Source organism: Pseudomonas sp. P4_D7, from assembly GCF_056401755.1.
This window is the reverse complement of sequence record NZ_JBFUIR010000014.1, coordinates 64,021-83,654: the sequence shown is the minus strand read 5'-3', so window position 1 is coordinate 83,654 and position 19,634 is coordinate 64,021. Positions and strand designations below refer to the sequence as shown.

15 protein-coding genes are annotated in these 19,634 nt (G+C 61.1%); 11 read left to right on the top strand and 4 right to left on the bottom strand.

The features are described from left to right. Positions 1-2: 2 nt before the first annotated feature. Together gmd and AC1DVF_RS11600 are read right to left on the bottom strand one after the other, a co-directional pair. Positions 3-974 (bottom strand): GDP-mannose 4,6-dehydratase, encoded by a 972-nt coding sequence (gene gmd / locus AC1DVF_RS11605; RefSeq protein WP_093429566.1) that lies wholly within the window; start codon positions 972-974, stop codon positions 3-5. Next, positions 971-1,885 carry a GDP-mannose 4,6-dehydratase gene (locus tag AC1DVF_RS11600; RefSeq protein ID WP_186620299.1) on the bottom strand — a complete coding sequence of 305 codons (915 nt, stop codon included), beginning with the start codon at positions 1,883-1,885 and terminating at the stop codon, positions 971-973. Before AC1DVF_RS11600 ends, gmd begins: the two co-directional genes overlap by 4 nt. A 426-nt stretch (positions 1,886-2,311) precedes the next feature. On the opposite strand from AC1DVF_RS11600, the gene AC1DVF_RS11595 reads away from it, so the two are divergent. The 6 genes from AC1DVF_RS11595 (at position 2,312) to AC1DVF_RS11570 (ending at position 10,613) form a co-directional block, all read left to right on the top strand. After that, positions 2,312-3,889, top strand: coding sequence for a glycosyltransferase (locus AC1DVF_RS11595; protein WP_225919955.1), 1,578 nt, complete (start codon positions 2,312-2,314; stop codon positions 3,887-3,889). Then, a complete protein-coding gene (locus AC1DVF_RS11590; RefSeq protein WP_477782479.1) occupies positions 3,883-5,184 on the top strand; it encodes a glycosyltransferase in 1,302 nt (433 codons plus the stop codon). Before AC1DVF_RS11595 ends, AC1DVF_RS11590 begins: the two co-directional genes overlap by 7 nt. Beyond that, positions 5,181-6,335 carry an acyltransferase family protein gene (locus AC1DVF_RS11585; RefSeq protein ID WP_186620293.1) on the top strand — a complete coding sequence of 385 codons (1,155 nt, stop codon included), beginning with the start codon at positions 5,181-5,183 and terminating at the stop codon, positions 6,333-6,335. The genes AC1DVF_RS11590 and AC1DVF_RS11585 overlap by 4 nt, the downstream gene beginning before the upstream one ends. After that, positions 6,329-7,168 carry a class I SAM-dependent methyltransferase gene (locus AC1DVF_RS11580; protein ID WP_186620291.1) on the top strand — a complete coding sequence of 280 codons (840 nt, stop codon included), beginning with the start codon at positions 6,329-6,331 and terminating at the stop codon, positions 7,166-7,168. Before AC1DVF_RS11585 ends, AC1DVF_RS11580 begins: the two co-directional genes overlap by 7 nt. A 135-nt stretch (positions 7,169-7,303) precedes the next feature. Then, complete coding sequence (locus AC1DVF_RS11575; protein ID WP_186620289.1) at positions 7,304-8,488, top strand: DUF3142 domain-containing protein; 1,185 nt, start codon at positions 7,304-7,306, stop codon at positions 8,486-8,488. Further along, entirely contained in the window at positions 8,475-10,613 is a 2,139-nt protein-coding gene (locus AC1DVF_RS11570) for a hypothetical protein (protein WP_477782478.1), read from the top strand. The genes AC1DVF_RS11575 and AC1DVF_RS11570 overlap by 14 nt, the downstream gene beginning before the upstream one ends. On the opposite strand, the gene AC1DVF_RS11565 is transcribed toward AC1DVF_RS11570, so the two are convergent. After that, positions 10,610-11,239, bottom strand: coding sequence for a LysE family translocator (locus tag AC1DVF_RS11565; RefSeq protein ID WP_194935711.1), 630 nt, complete (start codon positions 11,237-11,239; stop codon positions 10,610-10,612). The genes AC1DVF_RS11570 and AC1DVF_RS11565 overlap by 4 nt on opposite strands. 144 nt (positions 11,240-11,383) lie before the next feature. Here AC1DVF_RS11565 and AC1DVF_RS11560 point away from each other — a divergent pair, with 144 nt between their 5' ends. Further along, complete coding sequence (locus tag AC1DVF_RS11560; RefSeq protein ID WP_095119717.1) at positions 11,384-11,857, top strand: Lrp/AsnC family transcriptional regulator; 474 nt, start codon at positions 11,384-11,386, stop codon at positions 11,855-11,857. Between the two features lie 130 nt (positions 11,858-11,987). Here AC1DVF_RS11560 and lpdA read toward each other — a convergent pair whose 3' ends face one another. After that, positions 11,988-13,388, bottom strand: a complete 1,401-nt coding sequence (lpdA, locus tag AC1DVF_RS11555) for a dihydrolipoyl dehydrogenase (RefSeq protein WP_099757579.1) — start codon at positions 13,386-13,388, stop codon at positions 11,988-11,990. A 210-nt stretch (positions 13,389-13,598) separates the two neighbouring features. Here lpdA and hflK (AC1DVF_RS11550) point away from each other — a divergent pair, with 210 nt between their 5' ends. The 4 genes from hflK (AC1DVF_RS11550) to AC1DVF_RS11535 are packed head-to-tail and all read left to right on the top strand — an operon-like array spanning position 13,599 to position 19,553. Continuing rightward, positions 13,599-15,560: a protease modulator HflK gene (gene hflK, locus AC1DVF_RS11550; RefSeq protein ID WP_477782477.1), complete on the top strand. Its 1,962-nt coding sequence runs from the start codon at positions 13,599-13,601 to the stop codon at positions 15,558-15,560. Further along, positions 15,557-16,603 carry a protease modulator HflC gene (gene hflC / locus AC1DVF_RS11545; protein WP_093429578.1) on the top strand — a complete coding sequence of 349 codons (1,047 nt, stop codon included), beginning with the start codon at positions 15,557-15,559 and terminating at the stop codon, positions 16,601-16,603. The genes hflK (AC1DVF_RS11550) and hflC overlap by 4 nt, the downstream gene beginning before the upstream one ends. Further along, positions 16,600-17,649, top strand: coding sequence for a protease modulator HflK (gene hflK / locus AC1DVF_RS11540; protein ID WP_093429579.1), 1,050 nt, complete (start codon positions 16,600-16,602; stop codon positions 17,647-17,649). Before hflC ends, hflK (AC1DVF_RS11540) begins: the two co-directional genes overlap by 4 nt. Further along, positions 17,646-19,553, top strand: coding sequence for a heavy metal translocating P-type ATPase (locus AC1DVF_RS11535; protein WP_095049604.1), 1,908 nt, complete (start codon positions 17,646-17,648; stop codon positions 19,551-19,553). Before hflK (AC1DVF_RS11540) ends, AC1DVF_RS11535 begins: the two co-directional genes overlap by 4 nt. Positions 19,554-19,634: the final 81 nt, after the last annotated feature.

Below are 19,634 nucleotides of genomic sequence, written 5' to 3'. Positions count from 1 at the left end.
GCCTACTCCTTGGCGACGCGTTTCATGTCCGCATCCATCATCATGCGGATCAAGGTATCCAGGTCGGTTTTCGGCTTCCAGCCCAGCACGCGCTGAGCCTTGGCCGGATTGCCGAGCAGCACTTCGACTTCGGCGGGGCGGAAGAACGCCGGGTCGATCTTCACGTAATCACGGTAGTTGAGGCCGACGTGATCGAAGGCGATGCGGCACATTTCCCGCACGGTAGTGGTGACGCCGGTGGCCACCACAAAATCGTCAGGCTTGTCCTGCTGCAGCATCAGCCACATGGCTTCGACGTAATCGCCGGCAAACCCCCAATCGCGTTTCGCATCGATGTTGCCCAAGGCCAGCTCCTGCTGTTTGCCTTGCTTGATGCGTGCGGCGGCATCGGTGACCTTGCGGGTGACGAACTCGATGCCGCGCAGCGGCGATTCGTGGTTGAAGAGGATGCCGCTGTTGGCGTGCAGGTTGAAACTTTCGCGGTAGTTGACGGTGATCCAGTGACCGTAGAGTTTGGCCACTCCGTAAGGGCTGCGCGGATAGAACGGCGTGTTTTCATCCTGTTGCTCGGCCTGGATCAGACCGAACATTTCGCTGGTCGAGGCTTGATAGAACCGGGTGTGCGGGCTGAACTGGCGGATCGCTTCGAGCAGGTGGGTAACGCCCAGGCCATCGACGATGCCGGTGGTCACCGGTTGACTCCACGACGCGGCGACAAAGCTCTGCGCGGCGAGGTTATAGACCTCGTCCGGCGCTGATTGAATGACTGCTCGCTGTACCGAACAGGCATCGGCCATGTCACCGTCCAGATAGACGATGTCGGCTTCGACGCCCATTTCGCGCAGACGCCAGCGCGAGTCGCTGCTGCGTCGTGCGACGAGGCCGTGAACCTTGTAGCCCTTGTCGAGCAGCAACTTGGCCAGATACGCGCCGTCCTGGCCGGTGATCCCTGTGATGAGTGCACTTTTTGTCATTCTTGTCGTACTCGCGTCTCCCAGTCGGACAGGATCGTCCGCAGGGATTGTTGTGTGGTGATGGCTGGCGACCATCCGGTGGCTTTGGCCAGTTTTGCGTGGCTGCCGCAAACGCGACGCTGATCGGCGCGTCGCATGCGCGCGGGGTCTTGCACCAGTTGCATCTCCACTTCGGCCAGGTCGCCGAGTTGCTCGATCAGGCTGCGGATGCTTTGCTCACGACCCGAGCAGATGTTGTAGACCTGGCCGGGTGCGCCTTTTTCCAGCAGCGCGAGATAGGCCGAAATCACATCGCCGACATCGAGAAAATCCCGCGTCACGTCGATATCGCCGACTTCTAGCTGCGGGGCTTGCAGGCCCTGTTTGATGCGATTGATCTGGCGGGCGGCACTGGCGATGACGAAACTTTCTTTTTGCCCTGTGCCAATGTGGTTGAACGGCCGTGCGACGAGTACCGGCCAGCCCTCACTCAAACCCCATTGCAGGCTGAGAAACTCGGCCGAGAGTTTGCTCACCGCATACGGATTGCGCGGGCAGGGCGCTTGTCGTTCGGTGATCGGCAGATCGCTTTCGCTGACCTGGCCGTAAACGTCGCCGGAGCTGACGTACAGGAAGGTGCCCTGAAAACCACGGGCCTTAAGAGCCTGCAACAGATTGAGGGTGCCGAGCAGATTGATGTCGAAGGTACGTGCCGGGTCGCGGAAGGCTTCGGGGACGAAAGTCTGGCCGGCCAGATGCATGACCGCGTCAGGCATTTGCGGCCACTGGTCGACAAGGCTGTCCGGATCCGTCAGGTCGTAACGTGAAGCTGCAGGCAGCAGTTCCCACGCTGAGTCAGGCGAGGCCAAACATGACTGAATATGTTGTCCAACGAATCCACTGAGACCCGTGACGAACAGACGCTTTTTCAAACAGCGACCCCTTGGTCTTGAACTTGCGCCACTTTCTCACAGGCTTTAAGGAGAGGTCTGTCAGACCGTAGGAAAAACCGGGTGAAAGACAGGCGAAGTCAGTTGTTGTAGTTGTTTGTTACCAATCTGTGCCAATTACTCAGCAATTTCAACAGGCCAAACCGTGACCGGTCAGTTCTCGTTAGCGTAGTCCGATTTATTCCCGTCCGGCGGTTCCCGGATCGTTGATGGATGTGTTTAGAATGGCCCTCGTCGCTATTCCCAAGGTTCGCCGTGGGCGTAGCGCAACGGGGTGAAACTGACCACTAAAACAAAAACGAAGACGTTCCCGAGGATGATGGACAAGCAGCAGCGATGCCGACTTGAACCAGCGCCCGGTCGTCATAGCATGAGGTTGCCAGGATGGCAGCTTCATCGTGGGATGCCATGAATTTCATTCTTTACTCGGACGTCAACGACCGCTCCATCAGCCAGAGTCTCGGGCGTCCGGAATACAGTTACTACTTCGTGCTCAAGGCCTATCGCCCGGTGCTGGAAAGCCTTGGGCGCGTGCACGTGGTCGCGTCCACCGCCGACGTCGATCCGCTGTATCGACAACTGCTCGTCGCTGGCGAAGACAGCCTGTTCCTGTCGTTCACTCCGCCGCAGAAAACCCCGGTCGACCTCGAATGCCCGACGGTGTGTGTGGTGGCCTGGGAGTTCGACTCGATTCCTGACGAACAGTGGGACAACGACCCGCGCCAGGACTGGACGCAGATGCTCGCTCGCCATGGGCGGGTTATTACGCTGTCGAGCCACACCGCTCGAGCCATCCGTCGTGCCATGGGCGAAGACTTCCCGGTGTTGGTATTGCCCACGCCGCTGTGGGAAAACTTCGCGGCGATCCGTCAGCAGGCAGCTGGTGCGCCAGTCAATCCAGGCACCTCGCTGGCGATCAAGGGCTGCATTTTCGATACTCGCACCCTCGGCCTCTGCGCCGACGCACTGATCCCGACGCCGATCACGCCGGAAGAAGAAGCCGCGCTGGCGGCCGAAATCGAAGCCGCGCGTCCGCCACCGCTGACCCTCAAACGCCGCTTCGTCATTGCCCGGCATTACCTGCGTCTATGGGCGCTGGATCTGGGACTCGAGCAGGCAGAACCGGTGCCACGGGTGAAGTTTCTCTACAACTGGTATTGGGAAGGCATTCGCGATCTGGTGCCAGACACGCTGCACGGCTGGCTCGAACAACGCTTGCCGGCGGTGTGTGGGCCGCTGCCGGTACCCGTCGTCGAACCGGTGACGCTGAACTTGCCGGACACCACATCGGTGGCCGAAACCACAGTCGACGGCGTGGTTTATGTCACCGTGTTCAATCCCAAGGATGGCCGCAAGAACTGGCACCAACTGATCACCGCGTTCTGTTGGGCGTTTCGCGAAACGTCCGACGCGACGCTTGTGTTGAAGATTACCCAGAACGATCTGGCGTCCTATTACAGCGAGTTGATGACCTTGCTCGCGCAGCTAACGCCGTTCGCCTGTCGGGTGGTGGTGATGCACGGTTACCTCGACGATGCGCAATATGCCAGGTTGTATCAGGCCGCGAGTTTCTATGTGAACGCCTCACGCTGTGAAGGGCTGTGCCTGCCACTGATGGAGTTCATGTCCAGCGGCACACCGGTGATCGCCCCCGATCACACGGCGATGGAAGACTACATCGATGACGCGGTGGCATTCGTGGTCAAGTCCAGCGAAGAGCTGACGATCTGGCCGCAGGACACCCGCATCATCTACCGCACATTGCGTTATCGCCCGGACTGGGGCTCGCTGAAAAACGCCTACGAACACAGCTATCGGATGGCCAGGACCCAGCCTCAGGACTATCAGCGGATGTCTATGGCCGCCATCGAACGCATGCACGATTACTGCGCGTTCGCCCCGGTGCAAAAACGCATGGCGGACTTTTTCGCGCTGGCACCCAGGACTGCCGATGCCGCGCCCGTGACGGATAACGCCTCATGCTGATCATCATTCACTCGGAAACCAACCAGCACACCATCGCGCAGAACCTCGGGCGTTCGGAGTACAGCTATTACTTTGTGCTCAAGGAATACCGTCCGGTACTCGAACGACTCGGGCGGGTGGTGGAAGTGCTCGATCCGCAGGTTGAGGTCGATGCGCTGTACCTGGAGTGCCTGAGCCGGGGCGAGCCGTGTGTGTTTCTGTCGTTCTCGCCGCCACATCGCACCCCGGTACACCTGGCGTGTCCGACATTGCCGGTGTTTGCGTGGGAATTCAGCACCATCCCCAACGAGCCGTTTGCCGCTGAGTCGCGCAACGATTGGCGCACGGTGTTGGCTGCCTGTGGCGCGGCGATCACTCATTCGAGTTACACGGTGAACGCCGTGCGCGAAGCGATGACGGATGACTACCCGATCGTTGCGGTGCCGGCGCCGGTGTGGGATCGCTTTGCAGCGCGTGGCGCGCAGTTGCATGGGGCACCGCGGGAAGAGCCGTTGCGCCTGACAATCAAAGGCCTGGTAGCAGACAGTCGCACGCTCGATCTGAATGCGTTCGGCCCGGCCCATTTGCGCAGTGGCCCCGGCATCGATTTCACCGCGCCGGTCGCCGAGCAGGAGCTATTGCTCGACGGCGTTGTGTACACCTCGGTGTTCAACCCCGGCGACGGGCGCAAGAACTGGGAAGACATGCTCAGCGCTTTCTGTGTGAGTTTTCGCGACGTCGAAGATGCCACGCTGGTGCTGAAACTGACCCACCACGATGCCGAAGAAGCCCTCAGCGACATCCTCCATCACCTGTACAAAAACCAGTCCTACCGCTGCCGCATCGTGTTGATCTATGGCTACCTTGCCGATCCGGATTATGAGCGGTTGGTGCAGGCCACCCGTTACGTGGTCAACACTTCGTATGGCGAAGGTCAGTGCTTGCCGCTGATGGAGTTCATGTCCTGCGGCAAACCGGCGGTGGCGCCGCGCACCACGGCCATGATCGATTACCTGAGCGCCGACAATGCCTTTCTGATCGAGTCCACCGACGAACTGACCGCCTGGCCGCACGACCCGCGTCGGGCCTTTCGCACCTTGCGTTATGTGACCAACTGGGCGTCGTTGTGTGCAGCCTACAAAGCCAGTTACGACGTGGCGAAAAACCATCCGGCGCGTTACGCACAGATGTCGGCACACGCCGTCAGCAGCCTGCAAGGTTTCTGCAGTCAGGCCGTGGCTGAACAGCGTCTGCAGGTATTCCTCGCACAGTTGTTCGAACAGCGCTGCATGGCCATGGAAACTCCCCAAGCATGAGCAGCAAACGGATCATGGACATTGAAGTCCTGCGCGCCATTGCCGTGCTGGGCGTGCTGTTCCACCATCTGCAGGGCAGCCTGTTCACCGACCCGGTGCCGTTGCTGGAGAAGATTCATGGTTGGGCGCAGCCGTGGTGGGGCGTCGATCTGTTCTTCGCGATTTCCGGTTTTGTCATCGCCCGTAGCCTGATTCCGACGCTGCAAGGCTGTACGACTCGCCGGGAATATTGGCAGCAAACGCGCAATTTCTGGCTGCGCCGGGCGTTTCGCCTGTTGCCGTCGGCCTGGTTGTGGCTGGCGCTGATGTTGCTGGCCTGCGTGTTTCTCAATCGTTCCGGCGCGTTCGGGACGTTGTCCGCGAACCTGCAAGCGACGCTGGCCGGGGTGCTGCAGTACGCGAACTTTCGTTTTGCCGACAGTTTCTTTCACTATGAGTACGGCAGCAGTTTTGTCTACTGGAGCCTGGCGCTGGAGGAACAGTTCTATCTGCTGTTCCCGCTGTTGATTGTGCTGTTTCGCCAGCGTCTGGTCTGGGCGTTGCTGGCGCTGGTGGCGGTGCAGATTCTGACCGTGCGCACGCCGTTGCTGATGGTCGTGCGTACCGACGCGCTGGCCCTCGGGGTGTTGTTGGCGATGTGGAGCGCGCAGCCGGGTTATCAACGCTGGGAGCCGACCTTCCTGCGTCGACCGTGGGTCGGCATTTCGGCGCTGATCGCCATCGGATCACTGCTGAGTTTCATGGCCACCGACCGTTTCACCTTTGCCCCTTACCGTATCGGATCGATTGCCGTACTCGGCGCCTTGCTGGTGTGGATCGCTTCGTACAACCGCGACTACCTGATGCCTGCCGGTGCTGTACAGCGTGTGCTGGCGTGGGTCGGCAGTCGCTCCTACGGCATGTACCTGATCCACATTCCGGCCTATCAACTGGTGCGTGAACTGATCTTCCGTTTGCAGAACGCCGGTTTGCCCAGCCCTGCCGGGCATCCGATCGTCACCCTGTTGCTAGCGTTCGGCCTGATCGTGCTGCTCAGTGAACTGAATTATCGCCTTGTCGAAATGCCGATGCGCAACCGTGGCGCTGCGCTGGTCAAACGCCTCGGCACGTCCCGAACCGCCATCCCATCCTCTGGAGCCACCTCATGCTGAGCCTTTTGAAGAAACTCACGGCGGGCACGCCTGCTCCGGCCGCCGCGCAGCCTGTCGCGGCGGTCGCCGAGAAGACCGATCCGTACATGCTCGGCCTGCACGATGCGATGCTCAGTGGCTGGTTCAACCAGGAAACCGGCGAGCTGTTCAAAGACTTTCCGGTGACCGCCGATGACACCCTGCTCGACGTCGGCTGCGGTGATGGCGGCAACGTGCATTTCTGCGGCATGCGTGGGGCGAAGATCATCATTGCCGACATTGACGGAGCGAAGGTTGAAGCGACCCGTCAGCGTCTCAGCGATACCCCGGCGCGGGACATCGAATGCCACGTCACCGACTGCAATCCGCTGCCGATTGCCGACGGCACGGCCACGCGTGTGGTCTCCACGGAAGTCATCGAGCACGTCGACGACCCGGCGCAGTTCCTTGCCGAACTGGTACGTGTCGGCAAGCCAGGCGCCCTGTACTTGCTGAGCGTGCCGCACCCTAGCTCCGAAGATTTGCAAAAAGATATCGCCGCGGCCGAGTATTTCCAGAAGCCCAACCACATTCGCATCATCAGCGAAGACCAGTTCAAGGCGATGGTCAGTGAAGCGGGGCTGGAGATCATCAGCCACAGCCAATACGGTTTTTACTGGTCGATGTGGATGTTGCTGTTCTGGGAAGCCAAGGTCGATTTCAGTAATCCGGATCATCCGCTGCTCAATCACTGGGCCGACACCTGGCAAGCGGTGCTGGACTCGCCGCGTGGCGCGCAGATCAAACAGGCGCTGGATGCGGTGGTTGCGAAAAGCCAGGTGATCATTGCCCGTAAACCCGCCGCACCCCTGTAGCTGCGGCACGCGGCGATCTTTTGATCTTGATCCTGAAAAAAGAAGATCAAAAGATCGCAGCCTCGTTTCACTCGACAGCTCCGACAGGGTTTTTGTGTAACCTTGCAGCCTTGTAGTGTCGGAAGGTTGGAAGGTATGCGGCTTATTGTGGGTCTGTTCTTGGGCATTTTGCTTGCTGGTTGCAAGCAGCAGGACGCGCGCCCCCTCGACCAACAACTCTACATCTGGCAACGCCAATGGACGCCGGCCCACGAGGCGGCGCTGGCTGACAGTCGCCAGGATTTCTCGACGCTGCGTGTGTTGGCGCTGCAGGCCTTTCCGAATGCCGGATGGCGCCGGGCGCGGATCGATGCGCAATTATTGAAAGCCGATGGCCGTCCGTTGATCGCGGTGATTCGTCTCGACGGCCAGCTCAAGTCGCTGGATCAGGACCAGGTCACCGCGCAGATTCTGCAGGTGCTTGCCGATTGGCAGGCGCAAGGTCTGACGCCGAGCGGTGTCGAGATCGATCACGACGCGGGTAATGCGCGTCTGCCGGCGTACGCGCAATTCCTCCAGCATCTGCGTGCGGCATTGCCGAGTTCACTAGCGCTGAGTATCACTGCACTGCCAGCCTGGCTCGACAGCGCAGAATTGCCAACACTCCTGCAAACCGTCGACAGCAGCGTGCTGCAAGTCCACGCCGTCAGCGATCCGCGTCGGGGTCTGTTCGATCCTGATCAGGCGTTGAAGTGGGCCAAGGCCTGGGCACGGATTACCGACAAACCTTTTTATCTCGCGCTGCCGGCTTACGGTGTCGCGCTGTTGCCGGATGACGGCGGGGCGCCGGTGGTGGAAAGCGAGGTGCAACTTGAGCGCGGCGGTGAGCGTCAGGAGTTGCTCGCCGATCCGCTGCAGTTGAGCCAACTCGGCAAGACCCTGCGCGAAGACCCGCCGGCGCATCTGGCCGGGCTGATCTGGTTTCGCTTGCCGCTGGCCAATGATCGCCGCGCCTGGAGCCTGACCACCCTGCGCGCGGTGGCCCGGGGTGATCAACTCGTCAGCCAGCTCGGCGTGACGTTCAGCGAACACGACGGTCTCTACGACATCAAACTCGAAAACCCCGGTAACCTCGACAGTGCCTGGCCTGCGCAAATCACCTTGAAGGCGCAAAGCTGTGAAGGCGCCGATGCGCTCGCCGGTTACTCGTTGCAACAAGGCCCGGATCTGCTTACCTTCACCCGCCTGCGCGACGGCCGTTTGCCGGCGGGTGGGCAACGCGCCATCGGTTGGGCGCGTTGCGCCAATATTGATCAAGGAGGTTCGCATGTTGACCCGTAACTGGCCCCGCCATCTGCTCTGCCTGAGCCTCTGCCTGCCGCTGGGTTCGGCGCTGGCCTGCGGACCGGATTTCCCCATGCGCCTGCTCGACAATCGCGGGCAAACCCTCGCGGATCTGCCTGAGGGCAACTTCAACTTCGAACTCAGTCGCCTCGGCAAAGCCATCGCCGGGCTGAAGAATGTCACCGCGGCAACGCACAATCCGAACGATATGTACGGCGAGGAAAACGCGGCCGCCGAGGCACGGGAGAAGGCCGAGCAGGCCGGACTGAGCGCCGAGCAGCAAGCGTTGGTCAAACAACTGCGTGGCCTGACCGATGCGCGTCAGGTCGAGGTGCAGGGCGCCAGTCTGCCGACGGAAATCCGTTTGTACGTGGCCGGTGCGGTGGCGTTTGCCACGGGCGATCATCAACTCGCCGTCGAGTATTTCAACAAGCTGCTGGCGCTGCCGGCAGATCAGCGTCCGTTGCGCAGCACGTGGGCGGCGTATTCGATGGGCCGTACCTGGTTTGCGATGAGCAGTGAAGGAGGGGATGCGGTCGAGGCGCTGGAACAATCGCGTGATGCGTTCCGCCAGGCCCGGCAACTGAGCATCGACGGTTTCAGCGATCCGCTGGAGTTGGGTGTTGCCAGCCTCGGTGAAGAGGCGCGGGTGTTGCGCTCGGCAGGCGACTGGAGCGGCGCCATCGAATTGTATGAAGCACAGAATCTGCACGGTTCGGCCGTGGGTTACACCTCGCTCAAGCAATTGATGAATGAACTGGCGGAGTTGCCCGAGGCCGAACTGGCCGAGCTGCTGCAACACAAAGCCGTGCAGCAAATGGTCACGGCATCGCTGGTCAGCCGCCAAGGCTGGTCGTTTGGCGATGAGCCGCCGAACGAGAAGAAACTGGTCAAGCTGCTGCAAAACAGCACCCGTGGCAGCCTCGACAACGCTGATCGTCTGGCGGCAATGAGTTATCAACAGGGTGATTACGCTGGGGCCAAGGCTTTTCTCGAGAACGCCGGCGACGGCGGATTGGCGTGGTGGCTACGGGCGAAACTGGCGGTGCGTGACGGCGATAAAAATGCCGCGGCCGCCGCCTATTCGAAAGCCGCGCAGGCCTTCCCGCAGAGCGAAGACTGGGGTTACCGGCGCACCCCGGACTGGGCGTATGAAGCCGTTCAGCCGAAGTGCCGGGTCGAGGGCGAAAGCGCGATTCTCGCCTTGCAGCGCGGCGAATACCTGCAAGCCTTCGTGCAGTTGTATCGCAGCAACAGCACCTATTGGTTCGACGCTGCGACCGTGGCCGAACGCGTGCTGACGGTCGAGGAATTGAAAAAATACGTCGACGACAACGTCCCGGCGCCGCCGGCGTTGACCCAGCAGGAGCGTGACAACTACGTGCCGCTGCCGGTCGCCGCCAGCCTGCGCAATCTGCTCGGTCGACGCTTGCTGCGTGAAGGGCATTACGCCGACGCGGTGGCTTATTTCGACAATTCCGACCTGCAAAACAAGGCCCGACTCTACGGCGAACAACGGCTGAAGGCTGATGCCGCGTGGTGGCCGACCAAGCGCGCCAGTGCCTTGTACAACGCGGCGTGGACAGCCCGCGAGTGGGGCATGGATATTCTCGGTTACGAGATGGCGCCGGACTACGCCACGTTCGGTGGCAACTACAGCCTGGAAAGTACCGAGCTGAAAGTCGGTCCGCTGGTGAGCGAAGCCGAAGTGCAACGTCAGGTCGCCAGCGAAGCGAAACCGGATCAGCGCTATCACTACCGTTTCGTCGCCACCGCGCTGGCCGGGCGCGCCGCTGACAACCTGCCGCACACCAGTCAGGCGTTTGCCGCAGTGCTGTGCAACGCCGCTGGCTGGAACAGCAGCCTGGAAGATCAGAGCGCGCTGTATCAGCGTTACATCAAGGAAGGTCCGTTTGTCCCGTGGGCGGTGGATTTCGGCAATCAGTGCCCGTACCCGGACTTCGAAAACGCCGACAAGCGTTACGTCACCCAGGTCACGGATGCCGTGCGTTCATCGCTGCGGCCGTACAAGTGGCCGGTGCAGATCGGCGCGGTTGTGCTGGTCGCGGGTGCTGCGTTGCTGTTGATCAGTCGTCGCCAGCGCAAGGTCCGTAAAGGCTAAGCTTGCTGGACGAAGGTCAGGCGCACGGCGAAACCGATCAGCAGGCTGCCGAACAACCATTGTTGTACGCGTTGGGCCGTTGGACTGTGTTGCAGCCAACGACCCAGCGCGGCGCCGGTGAGGGCGTAGGCGCTGTCGAACAGCAGGCCAACACCGACCAGCAGCATGCCCAGCACGGCGAACTGGCTTAGCACCGCCACGCCGTCATTGACGATGAACTGCGGCAGCAACACCGAGCAGAACAGCAGCGCTTTGGGGTTGAGCAGGTTGGTCAGCAAACCGCGTCGGACGGCTTCGCGCCATTGCCCGTGTGCGTCGACAGCTTCACCGGTATTCAGGTTCGGCAGCAGGGTGCTGCGCAGGCATTGAATGCCGATCCACAGCAGATACGCTGCCCCCGCCAATCGCACCACCTCGAATGTCCACGGCGCCGCTTTGAACAGCGCCGCCAGCCCCAACGCCGCAAGGGCCACGTGACAACCACGGGCGATGCCCAGACCGACAGCGGTGGCCAGCGCCGCGCCGCGTCCCTGCCGAGCGCCGGTTTGCAGCAGCAGGATCATGTCCGGGCCGGGCAACAGATAGACCACCGCCAATGCCAGGAAGAACAGCCAGAGACTCGCCATGTTGCAGCCCTTTCGTTGTCGATTCGGTGCGCCAAGTCTAGGCCCGAAAGGTGAGGCAGGTGCTTGCGTAGTCCGCTTCAAAAGCCTGCTGCTTTGGCATAATCTGCTGGTTTTCAACGCCCCGACTATCAGGATCTGCCAACCATGAAACTCGACGCCTTCGACCGCAAGATTCTCGCGGCGCTGCAACGCAACGGACGCTTGAGCAATGTCGAGCTGGCGGACGAAATCGGCTTGTCGGCCTCACCGTGTCTGCGCCGGGTGCGGATGCTCGAGGAGGCCGGGGTGATTCGCGGTTATCAGGCCAATCTCGATCGCGATGAAGTCGGGCTGGGACTGACGGTGTTTGTCGGGGTCAAGGTCGAGCGCCACAACGATGCACAGGCCGAGGCGTTTTACACCGCAGTGACGGCATTGCCGGAAGTGATTTCAGCATTTCTGGTGTCGGGGGAGTCGGATTTTTTGCTGCAAGTGGTGGTGCCGGATTTGCGTGCGTATGACCGTTTTCTCAGCGGCTGCCTGTTGAAACTGCCGGGGGTGAGTGACATCCGCAGCAACTTTGCGATTCACACGGTGAAGACGCCGGGGGCGTTGCCGCTGGGGCATCTTCCTGCCTGAGACCGAGTTGTCCCCAATCGCGAGCAGGCTCGCTCCCACATTGATCGCGGTGCTTCTGAACAAACGCGATCAACTGTAGGAGTGAGCCTGCTCGCGATAGCAGACGCCCAGTCACCACATACTTTTTTGCTTACATCTGCGTCGCCATCCCCTCGACATTCATCGCCGCCTGGCGCAACGCCTCTGACCGCGTTGGATGCGGATGGCACGTCAACGCAATGTCCTCCGCCGAAGCACTGAACTCCATCGCCACGCAAAACTCGCTAATCATTTCACTCACGCTCGGACCGACCAGGTGTACGCCGAGGACTTCATCAGTGCGCTCGTCGGCGATGACTTTGGCAAACCCCTCGGTCTCGTGGTTGATCTTCGCCCGGCTGTTGGCGGTGAACGGGAATTTGCCGACCTTGTAGGCGCGTCCTTCAGCCTTGAGCTGTTCTTCGGTCTTGCCGACGCTGGCCAGTTCCGGTTTGGTGTAGATCACGTTGGGGATCAGGTCGTAATTGACCTCGCCGGCCTTGCCATGGATCTGCTCAACGCAGGCCATCGCTTCGTCTTCAGCCTTGTGCGCGAGCATCGGCCCGGAGGTCACATCGCCGATCACCCAGACCCCGGCGGCTTCGGTGCGGTGCTGTTTGTTGGCGAGCATGCCGCGCTTGTCGGTGCTCAGGCCGACGTTTTCCAGACCTAGGCCCTGGGTATAAGGGCGGCGACCGATAGCGACCAGCACGTAATCGGCTTCCAGCAACTCGGCAGTGCCGCCAGCGGCCGGCTCGACGCTGAGTTGCACACCGTTGGCGGAAGCGGTGGCGCTGGTGACTTTCGAACTCAACTTGAATGCGATGCCCTGTTTGCTCAGCGAGCGTTGCAGGGTTTTGCCGGCCTCGCCATCGACGCCCGGGCAGATGCGGTCGAGGTATTCGACCACGGTGACCTGCGCGCCGAGCCGCCGCCACACCGAGCCCAACTCCAGACCGATCACACCGGCACCGATCACCACCAGGTGTTTGGGCACTTCACTCAGGGAAAGCGCACCGGTCGAATCAAGGATACGTTTGTTGTCGATCTCGACACCGGGCAGGGGAGTGGGCTCGGAACCGGTGGCGATGATGATGTCCTTGGCGGTCAGTTCGACTTTGCCGCCCTGATCGTCGGTCACCGTAACCTTGCCGGGGCCGTCGATGTGGCCCCAGCCCTTGATCCAGTCGACCTTGTTCTTGCGAAACAGAAATTCGATGCCTTTGGTCAGGCCTGCCACGCTTTCGTCTTTCTGTTTCATCATTTGCACAAGGTTTAGCGTCGGTTTGACCTCGATGCCGAGGTTGGCGAATTCCGCACCCATCGCCGCATCGTAAAGCTCTGATGCATGCAGCAAGGCTTTGGACGGCATGCAACCAACGTTCAGGCAGGTGCCGCCGAGGGTTGCCCGGCCTTCGACGCAAGCGGCCCTGAGGCCCAACTGGCCGGCGCGGATCGCCGCGTTATAACCACCCGGGCCGCCGCCCAGAATCACTACGTCATAGTTGCTCATGTGCTTGCTCCTGATGGATGGATGCAGATCGCTAACAGCAGTTTCGGATAAAAATTACGAACGTAATATGTGCGTTTGCGGGCATTTCGGTCAAGGCTTCAGCCAAGCGACAGGTTGGGCATCTTTGAATAAGCGTAATTGTGTACGAATATTTCACGCTTTTCGTTATATCGTAACGATATGCAGTGTGGGCTAATGAATTGGGGTGATATGCAAGTCGATCTGGAGATGGATGGCACGCACGTGACCGGACTGCCGCGCTTTCAACAGGCGGCCGTGCAGAGCCGGCGTCTGCGCCGCTGGGCGATCGGCTTCGGCGGATTGGCCGGGGCAGGGTGGGTGCTGGCGTTCTTTGTCGGGCTGTTTGCCCCGCAATCATTGTGGCTGCCGCTGCTGGTCAATCAGAGCGCCGCGCTGCTGGTGCTGGTTGCCGGGCTGCAATCGGCGTGGTGGGTGACGCGATGGCGTGCTCGGGTGATCAATCCTGTGGTGCTGGCGCCGCTTGCTGGGGAGGAACAATTCCCGCCGCTGGGGTGGTATGAGCGGCTGCTGGACCGTTTGAGCCAACGTAGCCTGCACCTGCTCGGCCAGATCGGCGCGGCGACGCTGTGGTTGGGGGGCTGGGCGCTGCTGGCGGTGCTGAGCATCGAGCAAGTGTGGAACCTGACGTTGCCGGCCGCTGCGGTGGGTTTATCGGCAACGGTGGGCGCAGCGCTGGCATTGTTGCTGGCGTTCGGTCTGCTGGTGCTGGAGCGGCAACTGGCCCAGGAAAACCCGGCGCAATGGCCCGAAGCGGTTTCACTCGCGCAACTGACGCGTGTGGCGATCATCAGCCTGGTGCTAGGCGCACTGTGTTTGTTGTTCGCTGGCGAGAATGCAGTGTGGCCAGTTCGTGTCGCTGTCCTGATCGGTATCTTGCCGGGATTGGTCGCGATCGAGTTGTTATTGCGCGCCGTTCTGTCAGTGTTCAGCCCTCGTCGCGAGCAGCTTGAGCCGCGCCTGCTGGCGCGCAGTTTTGTCGCCGATATGTTGCGCTGGCCGCCACAACCTTTACTCGCGTTGCAGCATGAATTGCACAACCGTTTTGGCATCGATCTGCGCCAGATCTGGGCGTTCAGCTACATGCGCCGTGCTTTTCTACCGGTGCTGGTGCTAGTAGCCGCAGTGGGTTGGTTGCTCACCGGGATCCATGAAATTCCGCTACAGGGACGCGGTATTTATGAGCGCTTCGGCAAACCGGTGCAGGTATTCGGCCCGGGGTTGCACAGCGGCTTACCCTGGCCGCTGGGGCGGGTGCGGATCATCGAAAACGGCGTGGTGCATGAACTGGCCACCAGCGTCGGCGACAACCCGGTCCCGCTGCAAGCCGACCCTGCTGAGGGTCCGGCACCGATGACCGCCAACCGTTTGTGGGACGCCAGCCACGTCAACGACAAATCGCAAGTGATCGCCAGCAGCCGTGGCGATCAGCAGAGCTTTCAGATCGTCAACATGGACGTGCGCTTCGTCTATCGCATCGGCCTCAGCGATCAGGCCGCACTGGCGGCGACGTATAACAGCGCCGATGTGCCAACGCTGATTCGCAGCACCGCCAGCCGGATTCTGGTGCACGACTTTGCCTCGCGCACGCTGGACGGCTTACTTGGTCAAGACCGGGTAGGGCTGGGCGATGAGATTGGTCGCGCGGTGCAGCGTGATCTGCAAACACTCAACAGTGGCGTGGAGATTCTCGCCACGGTCGTCGAAGCCATTCACCCGCCGGCCGGTGCTGCCAATGCCTATCACAGCGTGCAAGCCGCGCAGATCGGCGCGCAGGCATTGATCTCCCGCGAGCGTGGCGCGGCGGCCGAGGCGAGTAATCAGGCGCAATTGCAGGCCAGCCTGGCTCACGATCAGGCCAGCGCCAATGCTCGGGAAATCAATGCTACTGCGCAGGCGGCGGATCTGAAATTCAGCGCCGAGCAAAAAGCTTACGCCAGTGCCGGCCAGGCTTTCGTGCTGGAGCAATACCTCGGTCAGCTCAGCCAAGGGCTGAGCAAGGCCAAGTTGCTGGTACTCGACCATCGTCTCGGGGGCAGCAGCAATGCGCCGACCATCGACTTGCGGACCTTCACGCTGCCGGCTGACCCGACGCCCGCGCGTACCACCGCTCAACCAGGAGTCGCCCATTGAGCCAGTCGCATACTCACGAACCGCATGATCACAGCGGCCACGATCATGGCAACGGCGGACATCACCATCATCATGGGCATCATCACCATCACCACGGTGCGCCGGAAGAGGCAGGGCCTTTCCCGTGGCGACGCATGAGTTGGGCCCTATTGCTGGTGGCGTTCGCCATCGCGGCGGCAAGCCTGGTGCAAGTGCGCTCGGGCGAGGCCACGGTCATCACGCGTTTTGGTAACCCTGCGCGGGTGTTGCTTGATCCGGGTTTGAGCTGGCGTTGGCCAGCGCCGTTCGAGGCGGCGATTCCGGTCGACTTGCGTTTGCGCACGACGTCCAGTGGCTTGCAGGATGTCGGCACCCGTGACGGCTTGCGCATCATTGTGCAGGCCTACGTCGCGTGGCAGGTGCAGGGCGATGCGGACAATGTGCAGCGTTTCATGCGTGCGGTGCAGAATCAGCCGGACGAAGCGGCGCGGCAGATTCGGACCTTTGTCGGCTCGGCGCTGGAAACCACCGCGAGCAGTTTTGATCTGGCGAATCTGGTGAACACCGATGCCAGTCAGGTGCGTATCGCCGATTTCGAAGCGCAGTTGCGCCAGCAGATCGATCAGCAATTGCTCGCGACGTATGGCGTGCGGGTTGTGCAAGTCGGCATCGAGCGTTTGACCTTGCCGTCGGTGACACTCACTGCCACGGTCGATCGCATGCGCGCCGAGCGTGAAACAATTGCCACTGAACGCACGGCGGTCGGCAAACGTGAGGCCGCGCAAATCCGTTCCGCAGCTGAGCGCGATGCGCGAATTGTGCAGGCTGACGCGACGGTAAAAGCGGCAGAGATCGAAGCGCAGTCTCGTGTCGAAGCGGCGCAGATTTATGGCCGTGCTTACGCCAGCTCACCGCAGCTCTACAATTTGCTGCGCTCGCTGGACACCCTCGGCACCATCGTTACGCCGGACACCAAACTGATTCTGCGTACAGACGCCGCGCCATTTCGAGTATTGGTCGACGGCCCGCCGACACTCGACAGCAAAACCGGATCGCAGCCATGAATGACGAAGTTCCACGTGGAACACATTCGCTGAACAGTCCGTGGATTCAAGCTGGGCGCTTGGCGTTTTTTGCCTTGTACGCGGTGACGATCCTGGCGGCATTAGTTTGGGTGTTTTCCAATGTGCGGCAAATCGATCCGCAAAATCGCGCAGTGGTTTTGCATTTCGGCGCGCTGGATCGCATCCAGAATGCCGGTCTGCTATTGGCTTGGCCGCAGCCATTCGAACAGGTGATTTTGCTGCCGGCAGCCGATCGGGTGATCGAGCGTCGCGTCGAGAATCTGTTGCGCAGTGATGAGGCGCTGAAGGCCGATCGGGTCGCTTCCTTTGCCACCCCCCTGAGTGATGCGCTGGCCGGATCCGGTTATTTATTGACCGGTGATGCCGGCGTGGTGCAACTGGATGTGCGGGTGTTCTACAAAGTCACTGACCCTTACGACTTCGTGTTGCAGGGCGAGCATGTCTTGCCGGCGCTGGATCGTCTGGTGACGCGCAGCGCGGTCGCGCTGACGGCCGCACGCGATCTGGACACCATTCTGGTCGCTCGACCGGAGTTGATCGGCGCCGACAATCAAGCTGCGGAACGTCGGGAAAAACTGCGTGGCGATCTGGTGCAAGGCATCAACAAACGCTTGGCCGAGTTGAAGGCAGGCGGGCAGGGCATCGGCATCGAAGTGGCGCGGGTGGATGTGCAATCGAGTCTGCCCGATCCGGCGGTCAGTGCTTTCAACGCGGTATTGACCGCTAGTCAGCAGGCCGACAAAGCTGTGGCCAATGCACGCACCGACGCCGAAAAACTCACCCAGACCGCCAATGAACAGGCCGACCGCACGCTACAAGTCGCTCACGCGCAGGCTGGTGAGCGCTTGGCCAAAGCCTCAGCCGACACAGCCACGGTGTTGAGTCTGGCCAACACTACCGACCCGCAAATGCTCCTGCGCCTGTACCGCGAGCGCATGCCGAAAATACTCGGCCAGGCCGGATCGGTGACCACGGTCGACCCGAAAGACGATTCCCGTCTGATCATTCAGGGAGCCAGTAAATGACTGCGACCACCGCCGCACCGAGCCTGTTGTCTTCGGCAGAACAACGCCGTGCTGCACGGCAACTGACCTTGGCCATGCTTGCGCTGGGCCTGCTTGGTCTGGGTCTGATCTGGCGCTGGCAGATGCCCGAGCAAACCGGTGTCAGTCAGTTGCTGCTTGGGTTTGCATCTTTATTGGTTGGCGTGCCGGTAATGCGCTCGGCGTGGTACAGCCTGCGCTATCCGAGCTTGCACGGCATCACCGATCAACTGATTGCCCTGGCTATGCTCGGTGCATGGGCGACTGGTGACTTGCTGACAGCGGCGTTGCTGCCGATCATCATGATCTTCGGCCATGTGCTGGAGGAGCGCAGCGTCATCGGCTCGCAAGAGGCGATCCATGCCCTTGGCCAACTGACGCGCAGCCATGCGCGCAAGGTGCAAGTGGATGGCTCGATCATCGAAGTGGACAACGGCACGTTGAAAGCCGGCGACACCGTTGAAGTGCGCGCCGGTGATCGGATTCCCGCAGATGGTCGAGTGTTATCCGGTCAGGCCAGTCTCGACACTGCATCGATTACCGGTGAATCGGTGCCGGTCGAGGCGGGTGTCGGCATGTCGGTGTTCGGCGGTGCGATCAACCTCGACGGTCTGTTGCGTATTGAAGTGACGCGCACCGGTGGCGAGTCGACGCTGGGCAAGGTCATTGCGTTGATGCAGAACGCCGAGCGCTCGAAACCGCCAATCACCCGGTTGCTCGAACGTTACGCTGGCAGCTATATGGTGCTGGTCTTGCTGCTGGCGGCAGTGACCTGGTTTATCACTCACGATGCGCAAGCGATGCTTGCGGTATTGGTCGCCGCTTGTCCGTGTGCGTTGGTGCTGTCGGCTCCGGCCACGGCGATTGCGGGTGTGGCGGTGGCCGCACGTCACGGCATACTGATCCGCAGTTCGGCGTTCCTTGAAGAACTGGCCGACCTGACTTCGCTGGTGGTCGACAAGACCGGCACCCTGACTTTCGGCACCCTGCGCCTGCAGTCGATCAATAATCCGTGTGCAGATTCGTCCGTGATCATCGCGCTTGCCGCCAGCCTTGGCGCGGCAAGCAGTCATCCGGTCAGTCGTGCGCTCGCAGGGTTGGTCAGTCAGGAAGAATGTTTGGCACTCAGTGATATCCACGAACGTCAGGGCCTCGGCGTAGTGGCCATGACCGCGCAAGGCGAAGCCGCGTTGGGCCGACCGGAGTTGTTCGCGCAACTGGGCATCACCACGACGACGGTTCCCGATCACGACGGTCCGATTGCCGGGTTGGCATTGAACGGTGCATTCCTCGCTTGGTTGTTGCTTGCCGACACGGTTAAACCGGAAGCGCGTTTTGCCCTCGACGAATTGCGCGAGTTGGGTCTTGGCCGGCAATTGCTGCTGACCGGCGATCGCCAAAGCGTGGCGCAATCGCTGGCCAGCGAGGTCGGCTTGCATGAGGTGCAAGCCCAAGCCCTGCCCGAGGACAAACTCAATCACGTACTCAAGGAAATCAACAATGGTTTCCGGCCGATGGTAGTCGGTGACGGTATCAACGATTCCCTCGCACTGAAGGCGGGCGTGGTCGGTGTAGCGATGGGCGCGGGCGGAGCGGACATCGCGCTGGCCTCAGCCGACATCGTGTTGATCGGCAGTGACCTGCGCCGTCTCGGTACATGTGTGCGGCTTAGCCGCCAGTGCCGCAGGACGTTGCAGGTCAATGTGATCATCGGCCTGGGCTGGACGCTGGCCATTGTCGTGTTTGCCGCTTTCGGTTGGCTGGGTGCCGCCGGGGCGATGATCGCCGCGCTGCTGCACAACCTCAGCACGTTGCTGGTCCTCGGGAATGCCGGGCGCTTGCTGCGCTTTCAGGAGCCGTTGCTCAAGCTCAAGAACGATCTTTGAAATTATTTTTCGATCCTCTGTAACGCCGTCGGGGCCGCTCTCTCTAGTGCTATGTCGGGACTGAACAACCTTCCAGCCGAC